The organism is Vibrio sp. Vb1574 (assembly GCF_033338675.1).
On sequence record NZ_JAWOTC010000004.1, the window covers coordinates 178927 to 195235 of the forward strand.

At 46.4% G+C, this 16309-nt stretch carries 16 protein-coding genes; 6 read left to right on the forward strand and 10 right to left on the reverse strand.

Translation table 11 applies throughout. The features are described from left to right. Positions 1-18 precede the first annotated feature (18 nt). From R7O12_RS04870 to R7O12_RS04910, 9 genes are all read right to left on the reverse strand, one after another. The gene (locus tag R7O12_RS04870) at positions 19-1167 is read right to left on the reverse strand and encodes an AI-2E family transporter (protein ID WP_005386936.1); all 1149 of its coding nucleotides are present in this window, start codon (positions 1165-1167) and stop codon (positions 19-21) included. Next, entirely contained in the window at positions 1160-1846 is a 687-nt protein-coding gene (locus R7O12_RS04875; RefSeq protein ID WP_017634413.1) for a potassium channel family protein, read from the reverse strand. The genes R7O12_RS04870 and R7O12_RS04875 overlap by 8 nt, the downstream gene beginning before the upstream one ends. Positions 1847-1862: 16 nt before the next feature. After that, positions 1863-2753: an HlyD family secretion protein gene (locus R7O12_RS04880; RefSeq protein ID WP_053350008.1), complete on the reverse strand. Its 891-nt coding sequence runs from the start codon at positions 2751-2753 to the stop codon at positions 1863-1865. A gap of 12 nt (positions 2754-2765) precedes the next feature. Beyond that, positions 2766-2969, reverse strand: coding sequence for a DUF1656 domain-containing protein (locus R7O12_RS04885; RefSeq protein ID WP_005374946.1), 204 nt, complete (start codon positions 2967-2969; stop codon positions 2766-2768). Continuing rightward, positions 2969-4612: a TolC family protein gene (locus R7O12_RS04890; protein ID WP_033906682.1), complete on the reverse strand. Its 1644-nt coding sequence runs from the start codon at positions 4610-4612 to the stop codon at positions 2969-2971. The genes R7O12_RS04885 and R7O12_RS04890 overlap by 1 nt, the downstream gene beginning before the upstream one ends. Before the next feature lie 10 nt (positions 4613-4622). Continuing rightward, the gene (locus tag R7O12_RS04895; RefSeq protein WP_318125667.1) at positions 4623-6797 is read right to left on the reverse strand and encodes an FUSC family protein; all 2175 of its coding nucleotides are present in this window, start codon (positions 6795-6797) and stop codon (positions 4623-4625) included. 388 nt (positions 6798-7185) lie between these two features. Next, the gene (locus tag R7O12_RS04900) at positions 7186-8055 is read right to left on the reverse strand and encodes a DMT family transporter (protein WP_203345572.1); all 870 of its coding nucleotides are present in this window, start codon (positions 8053-8055) and stop codon (positions 7186-7188) included. A 129-nt stretch (positions 8056-8184) separates the two neighbouring features. Continuing rightward, positions 8185-9165: an HTH-type transcriptional regulator YidZ gene (gene yidZ, locus R7O12_RS04905; protein WP_203345573.1), complete on the reverse strand. Its 981-nt coding sequence runs from the start codon at positions 9163-9165 to the stop codon at positions 8185-8187. After that, positions 9140-10330: an MFS transporter gene (locus R7O12_RS04910; protein WP_318125668.1), complete on the reverse strand. Its 1191-nt coding sequence runs from the start codon at positions 10328-10330 to the stop codon at positions 9140-9142. The genes yidZ and R7O12_RS04910 overlap by 26 nt, the downstream gene beginning before the upstream one ends. A gap of 132 nt (positions 10331-10462) precedes the next feature. On the opposite strand from R7O12_RS04910, the gene R7O12_RS04915 reads away from it, so the two are divergent. Further along, a complete protein-coding gene (locus R7O12_RS04915; protein ID WP_085569396.1) occupies positions 10463-10933 on the forward strand; it encodes a GNAT family N-acetyltransferase in 471 nt (156 codons plus the stop codon). Between the two features lie 24 nt (positions 10934-10957). Continuing rightward, on the forward strand, positions 10958-11416 hold the full coding sequence (locus tag R7O12_RS04920) for a GNAT family N-acetyltransferase (protein ID WP_005386911.1): 459 nt from the start codon (positions 10958-10960) through the stop codon (positions 11414-11416). A 34-nt stretch (positions 11417-11450) separates the two neighbouring features. Here the strand turns inward: R7O12_RS04920 and R7O12_RS04925 are convergent, their stop codons facing one another. Continuing rightward, positions 11451-11963 (reverse strand): DUF2799 domain-containing protein, encoded by a 513-nt coding sequence (locus R7O12_RS04925; protein WP_005374970.1) that lies wholly within the window; start codon positions 11961-11963, stop codon positions 11451-11453. A gap of 259 nt (positions 11964-12222) precedes the next feature. Between R7O12_RS04925 and R7O12_RS04930 the strand changes: the two genes are divergently transcribed. From R7O12_RS04930 to R7O12_RS04945, 4 genes are all read left to right on the forward strand, one after another. Then, complete coding sequence (locus R7O12_RS04930) at positions 12223-12933, forward strand: response regulator (RefSeq protein ID WP_318125669.1); 711 nt, start codon at positions 12223-12225, stop codon at positions 12931-12933. Further along, positions 12933-14375 carry a two-component system sensor histidine kinase CreC gene (gene creC / locus R7O12_RS04935; protein WP_318125670.1) on the forward strand — a complete coding sequence of 481 codons (1443 nt, stop codon included), beginning with the start codon at positions 12933-12935 and terminating at the stop codon, positions 14373-14375. The genes R7O12_RS04930 and creC overlap by 1 nt, the downstream gene beginning before the upstream one ends. Positions 14376-14450: 75 nt before the next feature. Further along, complete coding sequence (gene creD, locus R7O12_RS04940; RefSeq protein ID WP_258474839.1) at positions 14451-15791, forward strand: cell envelope integrity protein CreD; 1341 nt, start codon at positions 14451-14453, stop codon at positions 15789-15791. Next, on the forward strand, positions 15778-16206 hold the full coding sequence (locus R7O12_RS04945) for a DUF2809 domain-containing protein (protein ID WP_238967398.1): 429 nt from the start codon (positions 15778-15780) through the stop codon (positions 16204-16206). The genes creD and R7O12_RS04945 overlap by 14 nt, the downstream gene beginning before the upstream one ends. Positions 16207-16309: the final 103 nt, after the last annotated feature.

Sequence of the window (16309 nt, forward strand, 5' to 3'; positions counted from 1 at the left end):
TTCTAACTTATTGATTTATTAAATGCCAGCACCGTGTCCAGGTTCTGATTGGTCATCAGAAGCGTCTTGTTGTTCTGCCATTTCTTCTTGCTGTTGTGCTTTCTCAATGCTCAACCACCAAACAAATAACTCATACCAAATTGCTAGGATAACGGCACCTAAGAACAGACCAACGATGCCGTAGAAAAGCATACCACCGATGGCACCGAGCAGAATCACAGGCATTGGCACGTCGACGCCACGTCCCATTAACATTGGTTTGAACAGGTTTTCAGAAAGAGCCGCAACTACGACCCAAACAGTAAACATGGTTGCTGTTGAGGTGTCTTGGGTCATGTACATGAAGCCAATCACAGGTAGCACTGCGAGCAACGCCGGGAGCTGAGCGATACATAAGATCATTAGAAGCAGTGTGAGTAAACCTGCTGCCGGAACGCCAAATACGAAGAAACCAGCACCGATCAACAGTGCTTGAATCGCCGCTACACCGACTACGCCAAGCAGTACGCTTTTAATTGTCGCTGCGATAAGCGTGGTCCAGCTTTTTGCGTTTTCACCAGCGGTACGAATCGCGATGGTTCTTAGGCCTGATGCCGCAGATTCAGAGTACGTCATGAAACCTGCTGCAATAGCAAGTGACAAGATTGAAAGCAGTAAACTTCCCAATACGCCCCCCAGTGTACCCAGTAAAGATGTGAGTCCTGCCTTTATTTGTGGCATAAAGGTTTGAATCGCTTGCTCAAGATTAGTAGCGAATAGGGTCCACACTTCGTAGAGCTTATCACCCACGATAGGCCAATCCGCTACGGAAGGTTTTGGCCCTGGTATTTTCACTTGACCATTTTGTAGTACTTCAAGCGCGTGCGTTGCACCATCCACAATGGAGCCTGATACCATAACAAGTGGCGTGACAAGGAGGGCAATACCAAGTAAAGCAATGGTTGTGGCTGCCAGACCTCTGCGACCACCATATACACGCTGCAATTTTTGGGTAAGCGGCATTAAAGCGACGGCTATAATAGCGCCCCAAATAACCGGAAGTATGAAGGGTTTGATGATGTCGTACGTAAACATCAGCAAGACAAAGATCAAGCCAATGCGTATTGCTGATTCCACCATATTACTGATGAAAAGCTTACTGTCGATTTTTACCGATTGTTTATCCATTTTTGTTTACCTGATGATCAATGTTAGAACTGACGAGACTTGAAACAACAATCGCCATATAAAAAACACCTGTGATGGCCTCTAAATACACCACGACTTGAGCCAGTGGTGTTAGAGGACTAATGTCGCCATAACCGAGCGTGGTTAAGGTAACGAAACTGAAATACGCTGCATTGGAGAAGTTCTGCCCCCAAGAAATCGCTTCCATACCGGTAAAGGCTTCAGGCGAAAACTCAAGCAGAATGAGGTAGGCAATCGCCCACATCAGACCAAGTAGCAAGAAAAGCGCTACCGAGCCAATGACTTTGTTGCTGTTGACATGGCCGGTGAAAAGAATCTGTCTTGCGATGGATTTAAAAGTGCCGAAAAAGAACGCAAAGGTGAGGGCAAGCATCACCACATTCATCTCTCTGATGTCGAAAACGGTCTTGATCACAATCACAAGAACCCAAACACCAAACAGGCTGTAGAGGAAACGAGACCAGGTTTTGTCAAAGCGAAGGCTCGCAAAACAGACGATAAACGTCAGAACCGTGAAAGCCTGAAGTATGTGTTCAATCGTCCCTTCACCTACGACTTGTGCCATCGCACTCCCTAGCAACAAAATCACTAGTGCTAAGGTTAGATAGAAGAAGTTGTTTTCTTCATTAATATTTTTGAGGTTTTTACCAATGACCATGGCTCTTCTCACTTAGTTATTGTTCACTTTCTGCGGATGACTCTTTCATCACCATGATGGACGCAGAAAGCCCGAATCGAAGATCAACATCTTCAGGAAGTTCTTGTAGGGAGATTCGCACCGGAATACGTTGTGCTAGGCGAATCCACTGAAAAACAGGGTTTACGTTTGGAAGAAGGTTGTAGCCGACCGTGCCGTCTTTGGGCGCAATACCCCAACCAATCGAGTCAACCGTCGCGTCAATTGGCGTGTCTGGGTGAGACATCAAAGTGACACGCGCTTGGCTGCCAGGTTCGATTTGCGCAAGTTGGTTTTCACGGAAGAAACCAAATACCCAAAAGCTGTTTTTGTCGATCAGTGCGAGCAGTGGTTGGTTTGCGACCGCTTGCGTACCGTTTCTAATATCGAGGTTAGATACAAAACCATCGACGGTCGCATAAACTTTGGTAAAGCTGAGGTTAAGGCGTGCTGATTTTAGTTGTTCTTCTGCAGATTTGATTTGCAGTAGCGATTCTTCGTAAGCGATTTCACGACGAATCAGATCCTTATGAGAAACTGCGCCACGGTCTTTGGCACGAATGTCTTTTAAGCGGTCATATTCGATTTTTTTACCGCGAGAGCTAACAATGGAGCGCTCCAGTGCTACTTCGGCTTGAGATAACGCAACCTGGTAAGTCGCAGGGTCGATTTCAAACAGTAAATCCCCCATTTTTACTTCTTGGTTGTCTTGCACCGCGACATTTACAATTGGGCCTGATACGCGAGGAGCCACTTTGATGACGTTAGCACGCACTTGCCCATCTCGTGTCCATGGGTTATTAAAGTATTCCTCAAACTTTTGATAGCCGAGCCAAGCTGCGCCACCAAGAATGACAAGATTGAGTGCGATTACGAATAGTTTTTTCATCTTGTTTGGCACCTAAAATTGAATATAAAAGCTGTCGATGGCCACCACATAACCGACCATGATGGCAATAAACGTCAGAGACGGAAAAGCGATGAAGCGAGACAAACGTGTCTTGTTCAATATCATCACCGTTATCCACGTGGCCGTGACGGCGAGAAAGAGCACGAGTAGCGTAGGAGAAAAGTAAACGTCTCCCCAAGAGAGTTCATGAGGCATTACCGATCCTCCGTTTTGTTTTCATCACTGGTCTCAGCCGGAGTTTCGAGTCGCAAAGGCGGCAATACGCGGTTTTCTTCATTTAAATAACTTCCCCAGTCAGTGCGCTCTGTCATCTGCGTGGCAATCGATTCACTGATGAAAGGTTTACCTGTTTGGGTTTGCCAGCCTCCACCGAGGGCTTTGTAGAGCGCGACAACTTGGTTCGCAACATTACCTTTGATCGTTGCGTAGCTGTCTTCTGCGCGGGTCATTTTTTCTACCGAGTTAAGCAGACGTTCGAATGAAATTTGTCCGTTTTCGTACTGTGTCATGGATATGTTGAACGCACGAATGGAAGAGTTGACCGATTGCAAGCGTAAATCTTTTTGCTGCAAATACAGGTCATACGCTTCGATTGCATTGGTGACTTCATTAACGGCTTGCAGTACCTTTTTGTTGTAGTTCGTCAGCGTTTCTTGGAAGCGAGCATCTTCGAAACGAATGTTATTTTTCACGCGCCCGTATTGGAAAATGTTCCAACTGAACGTTGGGCCAACCACCATGGTGAGCGAATCGCTAAAACTGAAACTGCTGCCATCGGGAACCGTACTGTCGATACCGATGGAACCGAACAACGAAAAGCTTGGGTACAGAGCGGTTTCTGCCACGCCAATCTGCGCACTTTGCGCGCGAGCTTGCATCTCAGAGACTTGCAAATCCGGACGTCGCATCACTAAGTTAGCATCCACTTGCGTATCCAAAAGCGGTGGACGTGGCACAATGGAACGCTCGTCGGTGCCCGATAGCGCCGATTTTCTGCCCGTCGATTTGAACTGGGCTTCGTACTCAGCGATTTGCTTGTGCATCCCATCCGACTGTAGCAGTCGATCTACTTCTTCTGGTAACAGACCCAGTAGCAAAGCCAACACAGTACGTGATTGCTTCATTGCCACTTCGAGGCTCGGTAACGCTGCTTTGGTGGTGTAGAGTTGGTTTTTAGCTTGTTGAACGTCCAATTCTGTAACGTTGCCAGAGTCGAACTGCACCTGTGTAATGCGGACGACACGCTCTTGAATCTCTATGTTGCGGCGAGACAGCAAAATACGTTCTTGGAATGTGCGATAGTTGATGTAATTGCGCGCCACTTCGGCGGTTATGGTGACCATGATGTCGTGATACGATGCGATGGATGCGTAGTAACCCGCTTCTGCCGACTCAATACCGCGAGCATACTTGCCCCAAACATCCATTTCCCAAGCAGCATCAAACGACAAAGTGGCGTTATTCACGCCCTGATCATTTACGTAGGCACGCGCTAGGTTTCCTGACACGGTTTGAACTTGTGGGTATTGCAAGCCAGTCGAAATACCAAGCAATGAACGTGCTTGGACAATTCGTAGCCCTGCGGCTTCTAAATCGAGGTTTTGTTTGCTCGCCAACTCAACCAGCTGATTAAGAGTCGAGTCATTAAATTGCTGCCACCATTGTTGTAGCTGTTGCTCTGATTGCTGCGTATCTTTGGCTGCTTTTTGCACCGACCAGTCACTTGGCAGTGGCGCCTGCTTTGGATGAACATAATCTGGTCCTACCGTGGTACACGCACTGAGTCCGAGCAAAGAAAGTATGGCGAGGCTTGGTTTGGTTAGTTTTGGAAGCATCATATCCCCACCTTTAAAAACGCTTCTGTTGTAAGTTCACCCAATCGATATCCTCGTAGGTTTGCTTGCAATGCTTGATTGCTTCGAACACGTTCCGTTTTAAATTCAGCAAGATATAAAAACCGGCTATCTCTGAATAAGCGTAGTCAGATAAATCCAACTCACTAAAAAAATCTTCCAGTTTATCTTCGAATGTTTGGTAATCCTGACTGTATTGGTCGAATACGGAGTCGAGTTCTTGTGTTGCTTGATGGCTGGCTAAAGCGCCCGCCATCAAAGGAATGATGGAATCGCGGTGCTGTTGGCGAAGCTGAGTAATTAGTGGATTGGTCATCAACTTTTTCTCGGCGGCTATTAAGATGTTGATGTGATTACTGAGTACATCACACGCTTTGCTAAACGCGCCAATCGCTTCTGGCGTGGTTTTATCAAAGTGTTTGTGGTTGATTTTCGAACCCCAGACTTTGAGCTTTTTCGATGAGTCATTGAGCGTCACCAAGTGTAAGGCCCGTTTGAGCGGCGTAATAACCGAGCTAGACTGCTGTTGATAGGTAGTGAACAGCTCTCGGGTATGTCGGAAGTAGCGTTCTTTTATGGTCAAAAAGAGGTGTTCTGGTCGTGAGCTAAACGGGAAGTAGTGCGCGAAAATAATCATGAACACCACCATGTAGAACAACAGCATGATCGTCATGAGGATCCCGAAGTGATAAAACATGTTGTTGTCTAAACCAAGAACAAACAAGCCAATCATATAGAAAATCGTCACTGGCCCGTTAAACAGATAAAAGCCGATAAAGGTGTAGATAAAGATAAACAGGCCAAGTTCTAATCCGAGATCCAATTGCGGAAGAATGAAGACGTAAGAAGGTACCGCGAACAAGAAGCCGAAAGTGAACAGCACAAGTAACAATATCGGGTGCACAGGTACGAACGACAGCAAAGACATAAACATGGTCGAGAAGACCACGAATGAGTAGCCGCCTGGTGGATTGAAATAAATCCAAATCAGTCCTGCAACCCAATAGGTAACAAAGGTTTTGACCGCAGTTTTAAAGTTTTCTGCGTCCCACCATAGAAACTTGCTTTTCGGTTTCGGCAGTGGCACGTCAAAGGAGACATTGTTCGTCACAGAGTCAATACAGCTAATGCTCTCCGCTAAACGCGACAAGTTTTGATGCATCAGCTCCAACAGGTGACCAAGCGTAAGCGCAGAGCCTTTCTCTAGGTGAGCTGCGTCTTCTAGCAACGCTTGGTTGTATTTGACTTTGAATTCCTGAGCACGATAAGCGGGTTCTTTTTTGTCCCAGACTTGTTGGCAAGTATCAAATAGCGCGTCAATTTCCGCCACGGCTTGATCAAAGTTGCTGATGCTTTCACGGTCTTGCTGGTGGCTAAAGTGGCTGTGCGCCGCGACGGTCAATTGTTGCGTTACCTGCTTGTTCAAATGAACTGCCAAGCGCCACTCTTTCATGTAGGCCGACACGTCGCTGCATTCCACACTGACCGTGGCAAAGCGCTGTTCGAGTGCATTTTGAGCGGCAAACATCTGTTCGATGAGAGTGTCCACGCTAGGTTGTGGCTCTTCCGCTTCTGGATTTTCTTCTCCGTCTTCTTGAGGAGAGATTTGCCCTGCCGATTTTTGCTCGAAATTTTGCAAGATAGCGGAGAACAACGCGCGTTGTGCTTGGTTGAGTTGTTCGATGAGCTGCCTTAGGTTTTGTTCTGTTTTGGTCGGGAATAAGAAAGTCCCCACGAGTGTGTAAACCACCACCCCAAACACCGTCATATAGGCGCGGTCAACGCCATAAAGGAACGCACCTTCTGCGTCACCGCCATTGGACATCATCAACGTCATCACACCGGTCAGCATGAGTAGCGTAGGATCTTTTTGATAGGCATTACGGAAGTAAAAAATGAATGAGACCACAACCGACACGCTCAGCATGTACAACAAGCGGTCTTGAGCAAACAATCCCACCAGTAACAAGCCAACGACGGCGCCAACCAACGTACCAAACACGCGTAAGGTACCTTTGGCGAGTGATTCACGACGACTGCCTGTGGATGCAATCAGCATCACTGTGGTTGCGGCCGTCGATGCTTGCGGCCAACCCATGGCAAACGGGATCAGATAAGCCAGAGTCAGGCTAAGCGATACTTTAATAGCGAATTTTATTTTGTCGTTCATAGTGTCAAAGTTTGCTCAGGCTTATCGTTATAAATTGATGAATTTCTTATATGAATAATCAGAATATTGTTCTGAATAAATTCGGGGGGCGGAATATAGCGGGTGAAAAAGTGTGCTTTGTAAACCCTTTGTCAAAACAAAAAGTGCGTATTTGGCTTGATCTCGTGCTAGCCCTTGGCGTTATTGGTGAAACGCCTAAAACGAGCAAATTCGCGATCTGTGATGATTCTCACTTTTGAAACAAAATCGCTGCATTGTGTGAGCCAATTCTCACCTTATATTCTTCGCCTGGTACCAAAGCAGACCACTTGTACCATCTGCAATGAGCTTTACTGCTTTAAAAAGCATAGATGATGAATGGGTATTTGAGAGGGAAAGTTATTACTTTTTATCGGCTTGCCGATTGTTCGTTTGTTTTTTTGGATCGAGATAAAAAAACCAAAGCGATGCCACCAAGAATGATGCCGCTGGTTAAAAGAGTATGCAGTGAAAGAGGCTCGTGGAGTACGATGCTGCCGAGTAGTAAAGCAATGGCTGGCACGGAAAGTTGGCTGACGGCGGCTTGAAGTAAAGAGAGCTTACGTACGACTTGGTACCAAAGTGTATAACCAAGGCCAGAGGCAATGGCACCAGATGCGATAGCGAGCAACACTCCGCTCAAAGAAAGTTGGATTGAGGACAAGATTAATGGCGAAAGGAGCACGCCAATTATTGATGCAGCGATGAATCCCCACGTGATGCCACTACTTGGAGAAGGCGCTTGTTTACCGAGCGCAGTAAACGCAGCCCAACAAACGCCAGAAATCAACATAAGAAGTGCAGAGCTAATATCGGGGCGAGTGGCAGATGGCAACATCAACCAAACAAATCCAACAATTGAAAGACCGATACCGATGACTTCGAGAAACTGAAAGCGCTCACCTTGCAACCAATAGATCGCCAGTAATGTAAGTTGCACGGCACCAAACAAAAGCAAAGCACCGGTTCCTGTCGCCAGTTGTAAGTACGCGAAAGAGAAAAGGGCAGCGTAACCAAATAACGCCACGCCAGCAAAAAAGCGAAAGCGAGAAGTTGGCCGATCGGTTTTCCACTGACCTCTCACGACAAGCATTGCGATTAAGATAACAGCGCCGGATATCAATCGAACGAGCGTGAAGCTTCCTGCATCAATTAACCCTTCTGCCAAGGCAATTCGACACAATAATGAATTGGCAGCGAACGCCAGCATTGCAATGGCAGTGAGTAAAAAGGTCGACATCCTTGATCCTTAGCGTGTAAATGAACAGCTAGTGTAGATCCAAAAGAACATTTTTATTAGTTGATAAAGTGATTAGTTATAGCTATCAGAGCAAGAAAGTCATTAAAAATAACCAGAGAAAACCTGACCTTAGCCTGAGTCTAACTGTGGTTGGGAAGGTTGTTTGTACAATGACTTAATGGTGTTTTTAAACCATAGCAATTTGGGATTGTACGCATTGCGTTTATGCCAAATCATGGTAAATGGAATCAGTAACTTGTCTTGTTGAGCTTGGTCTAACGGAATTGGCAAGCACACCAAATCGAGATGCAGCTTTTCTATGTAACTTATGCAATAGTGCGGCGCGGTGGTGATCATGTCATGCGTCGGCTGCGCTGCCATAAAAAGGGATTGCTCAAAGTTGGACATCGTCAGCCCGATAGAGCGCTGTAGCCCTAGTTCCGTTAATACTTCATCCAACGCCCAAGTTTCACTTTTTTCCCAAACAATATTGATGTGTTGGTAGCTCAGAAAGGTCTCGAGATTCCACTCTTGCTGTAATGCCGGATGATCTTTATGTAAATACACCATCGGCAGGTCATAAAATAGAATCTCAAAATCCAAGAAATACGGCAGAAGATCCAACGACTCTTTCGATCTCGGGTGACTTTCTCGGCCGGTAAAACCGATATCCGCCTCTCCTCGAATGATGGCGTCGAGTGAATCGTAATCCCAGTTACTGGTTTTTACTTTCGCTTCAGGGTATCGCTGGTGGATAGCGACGATGAGTCTGTCCAGCACTGTGAGCACTAATGGCGACTCAATCGTGATATCAAAACGCACTCCTTTAGGCGTAATATCGCTGCGTTTTTCTGCAATTTGGCTGCCAATTTGCAGCCATTCTGCAAGATCTTGCTCCATGCTTTGCGCCAAAGGCGTTGGCGCAAGACCTTTAGGTGTTTTGACAAACAAAGGATCATCGAACCAATGACGAAGTTTGTTGAGCGACTTACTTACGGTAGAGGGCGTAACGTTCAGCTTTTTTGAGGCTTTCGAGACGCTTTGTTCTTGCAGCAATAATTGCAGAGTGAACAGTAAGTTTAAGTCAAGTCGCGCTAGGGATTTCTTCATAATGGGTATCGTGAACAGGCTTTGGAATCAATAGTATTAGAGCAAGGCTGATTACGCTACCTAACACTAAGATAAACACCAACATATTCAGAGCACTAACGCCGATGAAACCCATAAACCAAATATAGAACGCTGAACTACAAACTTGAGCAATGCCCAGTAACGAGCTCGCCACGCCAGCTTGTTGAGAGAATGGGCTGAGCGCTTGGCTCATGGCCACGCCAAAGCCACAAGCGAAGCCAGCGCAAATCAGCCCAAGTCCGAATACATAGTAAAGAGATTGTCCATCATGGAAATGGGCAGCACTGAGCACGATGGCTGCGCAAGCGAGCAATACTTGAGAGGTGATCATTAAGGTTCGCTGCTTAAAAATCCCCAATGCCAATGGCGCCGAGAACGAAATCAACATACTGATCGTCGCAGTCCCTGCCATGATGGAAGAATAGCCGCCGCGATCAAAACCAAGCATGCTCATCACGACAATTGGTGAAGCGTTAACAAAGGTCAGAATGGTGGTCACTCCAAGCGCAGTAATGATCAGCCTACTGATAAAAAATCGCTCGAAGAAAGTCTCTTGATGGCTCTCTGGCGCTGTCTGTTCTTCACCTTGTTGGCCGGGTAGTGATTCCTTGAGAACAAAAATGGCCAATACACTGACGAGAATGCCCATTCCTGCCATTGTGGTAAACAAACTCGGCCAAGGAAATTTCAGCATAATCAAGTGACCAATCACGGGTGCGATCACTGGAATGATACAGGTGATGCCATTGAGCATCGACAATACTTTCGCGCGGCGTTCATCGTCTAACGTGTCGCGTAAAATCGCGAATGCGACGACATAGCAAGATCCAGCCCCGATGCCTTGGCAAAAGCGAGCAATCAAAAAAGTGTTTGGGTGCTCAGCCATCCCGCCGAGAAAGGATGCGAGCACGAAGATCATCGCGCCGACGACGGCAACAGGTTTTCGTCCCACAGAGTCTGCAATTTTCCCCGCGAATAACATGGTGGTAGCCATGCCAGCTAAATAGATCGAAAACGCAATATGCAACTGAGATTCACTGGCATTGAGATCTGACGCAATTTGAGGCAAACCAACAAGATACAAATCAATGGCAGTAGGGTAGAGTAAAACGAGTGCAAAACTACAAAGTAAAAAACGGGACATGGAAACCTCTCTATCGAATGGTGAGGATAATAGAGTGCTAAACGTTTGCCTGCGAGTGGGAAATACGACACTAGGTATTTCTATTTACGACATACCCTGTATGAATTGAGCATAAAAACAACAAGGAAGATTATGATTACTATTGAAAAGTATTCGCCTGAGCGACATAAACAAACTTGCGAACTTAGCGTGCTAGAAGAGCAATCGCAGTTTACGGTCGCGGATGTGGGTGAAATGCTTACATGTCTTGAACCTACAGAACTTCCGCATCTGATTTTGGCAGACGATGACGTGGTTGGCTTTTTTCTATTTGATGCAGCTTACAGCGAGAAATACGATTTTTGCCCGAAAAACAGTTTAGGCGTGCGTGCTTTGCTGGTGGATCACCGTTATCAAGGCAAAGGCATCGCCAAGCAAGCCATTCAACAGTTTGCCGATTTCGCCAAACGCCATTATCCCGAGTTTGATGCGCTTTATCTCACCGTGAATTGCCGCAACATACCCGCTTATCAGTGCTATTTAAAATCAGGGTTTGAAGATACCAATGAGCTTTACCACGGCGGCCCCGTTGGACCGCAGCACATTATGAGACAGCCGCTTTAGCTAGGAAAAACCAAGGATGGAAAGATGAGGATTGAAATCGACAATTTAGAACGGCCGCAAGTGATAGCGCTGTTGGAAGGACATTTACAGGACATGTACGCCACGTCACCACCAGAAAGCGTGCATGCGTTAGATTTAGATAAGCTCAAAGCGCCAGAAGTGACATTTTGGACCGGATGGAAAGGTGAGCAACTGCTTGGGTGTGCGGCGATTAAAGAGTTGGATGACCAACACGCGGAGCTGAAATCCATGCGCACCACGCCTACGGCAAGAAACCAAGGTGTGGCATCTCAATTATTGATTCATGTGATTGAGCAAGCGAAGCAAAAAGGTTTGCAGCGCTTGAGTTTAGAAACGGGCTCGATGGAGTTTTTTAAACCAGCGCGCCTGTTGTATGAAAAGCATGGCTTTGTGTACTGCGAGCCGTTCGGGGATTACGAACTCGATCCGAACAGTCAATTTATGACCCTAGAACTGAGCTAGGGCCATGAATTTTTAGAAGCCAAATCCAATCGATTTAGAAATTCAGATTCAAGTTGATGGTTGGCGATAGGAGGCTTGAACGCTCGTCAGCCAATCGCTTTCTCTTCTCTTTCAGTCTCTTGGCATTGTCTTTGTCTGGATTGCCATCAAGCTGATTATCGATGACCGAGATTTCAGTATCGATTTGTTGGATGCGTTGCTGGCGTTGATATTCTTGATGACCCAACTGGTAGTTCTCAATAAACTCTTTGCTGCTGCATACACCGTAATATTCTTTGCCTTCGATACCGACAGTGTACCCATTGTCTGGTGAGCAATATTGGATAGTGCCTTTATCAAAGCCTTCTTTCCATTTCGCTCGGTCGGGTGTCACACCCGCTTCACCACAGTCTTCGGTATAGCTATTGATAATGTTTGGATCGTTGCCATCTCGGCCATCTTGATAACCTACGTTGTACCAGTTTGCCGTTTTGCACTCATCCGGAGACATGCTGGCGCAACCTGAGAGCAAAGTCAGTAAAGCCAGGGGGATTAGCGCTCTTTTCATCAGTGACTGTCCTTTAAATAAAATCGAATTGATAACTTGAGTTTAAAATGAACACTGTTCATATCAATGGTTGAAATCATTGTATTCACAATTGTGGTGACTCATTAATCTAAGTGATAAATTTATTATGCTGAATAGAAGTGTGTTTGATTAGTATTATCCACGAACTGCGCCTTTGCTGCATCAATCCACTAGCCTTGGCCCCAAATTAAGTGATAATACCAACATAAAGATAAACACCGTCAATGAGGCTAAGACATTGAGCGAACAACCCACCGTCCTTGTTATCGAGGATGAATCTGCTATCGCAGAGAACCTGATTCATGTATTAGAGATGGATGGCTACCACGCAGAGTGGTTTGCAACAGCAGGAGAGGGCTTAGCTTTTTTACAGCACAACTCCGCAGCGTTACTTGTCTTAGACGTAGGCTTACCGGATGGCAATGGTTTTGAATTGTGCAAAACCATCCGTGAGTTTTCTGATATCCCCATTATCTTTCTCACCGCAAGAAGCGATGAAATTGACCGCGTCGTGGGCTTGGAGATTGGCGCGGATGATTACGTGACTAAGCCATTTAGCCCGCGCGAAATGTTGGCTCGCATTAAACTTCGAATCAAAGCTAAAGCGCCAATGATGGAGCACAAACCAGAGCCTGTAGCTGTTCCAGAACAACCTCAATTTAGTCAAGATTTGGTTGCGCAGAACTTCGACTACGGTGTCGGTGGACAAATGCTTGGGTTAACTGCGGTGGAATTTAAGATCCTCGATAAGCTGATTTCCGTCTCTTCCAATGTATTGAGCCGAGAGCAGCTCATGGTCGCGGCAGACATGGCGCCAGAGGCTGCATACGAGCGCAATATCGATACCCACATCAAAGCCATTCGCCATAAGTTGAAGCCGTTTGAGATGTCTGAACGCATCTGTACCAAGCGTGGCTTTGGTTACTTTTACTGCATTAAAGGTGAATGATGAATCGCTGGCCGAAGATCCCACTTGGACTCAGACTGTTTTTTCTCTACTTCATCTTAGTCGGGATGACGGCTTACATGGTGAGCAAAACCGTTGTCCAAGAACTTAAGCCAACCGTGCGCCAAACCACCGAAGAGACGCTGGTGGATATGGCGAACTTGTTTGCGGTATTGGCAGAAGAAGATGTTGCGAACGGAAAGTTGTCTGAGAGTCGCTTCTCCAAACTACTAGCGGCTTATGGGCAGCGAGAACCCCAAGCGCGCATTTGGGAAATTGGCAAAAAAGCGATCAACCATCGAATTTACATCACAGATAAACAAGGCATTGTGATTGCGGATTCTTGGCAGCAAGACGTAGGCAAAGACTACTCGCAATGGAACGATGTGTATCTCACGTTGCGTGGTCAATACGGCGCGCGCAGTACCATCGAAGACCCGAAAGATCCGCTCTCAACCGTTATGCACGTTGCTGCACCCATTTATCACAAAGGCGAAATCATTGGCAGCGTGACGGTGGCAAAATCCAATCGCTCAGTACAACCCTTCATCGATCTTTCTAAACGCAATGTGCTGTTTTGGATGGTGTGGATGAGTGGTTTAGTGCTATTGGCAGGGGCATTGTTTGCTTGGCGAATTCACTCGGCACTGAACAAGCTAGAAGACTACGCGACCAAAATGGGTGAGGGTGAAAAGGTCTCTAAGCCAACATTTCGTATCTTTTACGAGTACGGCACGCTAAGCGACGCATTAGAGAAAATGCGCAATCAGCTCGATGGCAAACAATATGTGGAAGAGTACGTACAGACGCTGACTCATGAGCTGAAAAGTCCGTTATCAGCGATTAAAGGCGCGAGTGAAATATTGCAAATGCCATTGCCTGAAGAAAAGGTCACACGCTTTGCTGGCAACATTGAGCGAGAAAGCGATCGCATGCAGTCATTGATTGATAAGCTGCTAGAACTGGCTCGTCTTGAAAAGCGCCCTGAACTAGAACAAGTCGAAGCTATCTCGCTAAAACAAATGGTCAATGAAGTGGTTGAATCGGCGGATGCGCGTTTGAGTGCAAAGTCGGTGATTGCCAACATCCAAATTGATGACCACCAAGCCGTGCTTGGTGATGCCTTCTTACTGAAACAAGCCGTTTTTAACCTGATGGACAATGCGCTGGATTTTGTCCACTCTGAGGGATGCATTGAATGGAAAGCTGAGGTCGCGAAAGAGAAAGTGTGCCTGTCGATTTTCAATTCAGGTCCTCACATTCCCGACTACGCGATGTCGCGTTTGACGGAACGCTTCTACTCCCTAGCTCGGGAAAATGGCGTTAAGAGCACTGGGCTCGGGCTGAATTTTGTTGAGCAAGTGATCAAGCTGCACAAAGGTCAGTTACAAGTTGAAAACGTCGATTCTGGCGTGAAAGTGACCCTGATTTTACCAACTCCATAGAAACTCCACATTAGCTCCATTCGTTCTCCAAATTGCTGATTTAGATTACTCCCATCAGCAAATGGAGAATGAAACATGAAAAAGATCCTCAATAACCAACTCGGCACGAAGTTCGCCTTCGTGCTGTTTTTGTTTGTCTTACTGCAAATCCCGCTTTCAATGGTCACAGAGCTGATCTCAGAACGCTCATATCGCCAAGATGAAGTCAGAAACGACATCGCACGCAGCAGCAGCGGCGAACAGCGCATCATTGGTCCATTCATCATGGTTAACTACACCGAAACCAGTTACCGAGATGACAAAGTACAGATTAAAGAGCGTCGTAAATTCCTCCTACCTAGCACTTTTGATATGAGCGCGAATCTGGACAGTTTTGAAAAATACCGAGGTATTTACCGTGCGCGTTTATACAAAGCACAAGTGGCACTGAAAGGCACTTTTGATGCAGACGATCTCGCGGCGTTGCAGGGGCTTGATATTGAAAACATGAGCCTAGTGGTTGGCATTGAAGACAGCCGTGGATTGATTCGTTTGGATGACATGACCATGGCGAGTGCTGACATCGAAGTCGCACCGGGAACGGGGTTAAATCAGTTACCACAAGGCTTCCATAGTGCTCTGACTCTCGCTGACCTGAACATAGAGCAACCTTTGGCATTCGATCTTAACTTCTTGCTACAAGGGATGGGACAGCTTCAAGTCACACCAATTGGTAGTCAAACAACAGTTGAGCTCTCTTCAGCATGGGCGCATCCAAGCTTTATCGGTGATTACTTACCAGTGTCGTCAGAGGTATCTGAAGATGGATTTAACGCACAATGGGCGAGCAACAACTTCTCTACCAATATCGCGCAGCTGTTCCAAAGCTGTTTGTCATCGAATCATGCGTGTCACGAGCTTGAACAGCGACAAATGGGCGTAGATTTGATTGATCCCGTGGACCACTACTTGAAATCCCACCGAGCTGTGAACTATTCACTATTGGTTATCACATTAGTGTTTGCGAGTTTCTTCTTACTGGAGCTGTTCCAAGCGCGTCCGGTTCACCCAGTGCAATACGGCTTTATTGGTCTGGCTTTAGCACTTTTCTATCTGTTGCTGATTTCGATGAGTGAACACCTCGGCTTTAACTGGGCATATGTGGTGTCAGCAGTCGCATCGACGGGGCTTTTAAGTGTTTACGTGAGCGGTATGTTGAGCAACACCAAACACGGCGCGATCTTCGGAGCGTGTTTGCTCACTCTCTACGGATTACTGTTTGGCTTGCTACAAGCAGAAAGCTACGCATTGGTTATGGGGACATTGCTGTGTTTCGCGATTTTGAGTTTCACTATGGTTATTACACGCAACATCGACTGGTACGCACGAAATAAGAAAGCAGAAGAAAGTGCAAAGGCGAATCATGAAGACGTTTAAGCGAGCAGTTCTCACTGGGCAGCCAAGCTATATGGTGGAAGAGACGTCTGCTATCCGCCTGCAATTTTCTGCAAAAAATGGACTGAAAAGCTTGGTGTGTTTTATCACATTGGTTGTTATTGCGCTCTATGTTCGAGACAGCTTTATTCGCCCGACATTTGGTGATGTTCTGGTTGTGGTTTGGCTCTACTACTTTCTTGCAAGCTTGTTCTCCATGCCCGTTAACTGGCTGGTTTCATTGGTGGTGTTGATTGCGTTTGCTGTTGAGTTAGGGCAACTGTTACAGGTTGTAGTTTGGCTTGGTATCGAATCTTCATCGCCTCTGGCTGTAATTTTGGGCGCCACATTTGATTGGAAAGATCTGCTGGCTTATTGCATCGGAGGTCTACTGTGTTGGTGGATGGAAAAGAAATGAAAGCCGAGATGAAAGCCATTGCGCTACCAAACCGACTCCGCAATTCCAAACGAGGTATTCGTAAGAGGCTCAAAATCAGTTTACTCAAGCGTGTGTACCTTTG